The following is a 272-nucleotide window of genomic DNA, read 5'->3' as shown; positions in this document are numbered from 1 at the left end:
GCCGAGGGTTCAATGCACCTAAGTATTCGCAGGCAAGTATTAGAGAATGTGCCCATTAAGGTGCTTAAGTTTGAGAAACAAAAACAACTCGCTGCAATGCACCGCTGCGCTGTTAGAGAGCAAAAAGTATTACAAAAGCTGATTGAAAATAGACAGCAACAACTAGAAGCCATTGCTATTCACGCACTTGAAAGCTCATGCGTTTGAAAGAGAGCCTAAAACAAAACAGATTTAAAAATTAATAATAAGGACTTAAAAAATATGACCACAAC

1 pseudogene is annotated in these 272 nt (G+C 38.2%); it reads left to right on the top strand.

The features are described 5' to 3' along the window. Positions 1 to 207 (top strand): annotated as a pseudogene (locus AAEY62_RS22430) (restriction endonuclease subunit S); the annotation flags it as partial. Between the last annotated feature and the right edge of the window lie 65 nt (positions 208 to 272).

The organism is Pseudoalteromonas sp. GW168-MNA-CIBAN-0100 (assembly GCF_040309225.1).
Classification (GTDB): Bacteria; Pseudomonadota; Gammaproteobacteria; order Enterobacterales; family Alteromonadaceae; genus Pseudoalteromonas; species Pseudoalteromonas arctica.
Note: the sequence above shows the minus strand (reverse complement) of the source record. Positions and strands in the feature narration are given on the sequence as shown.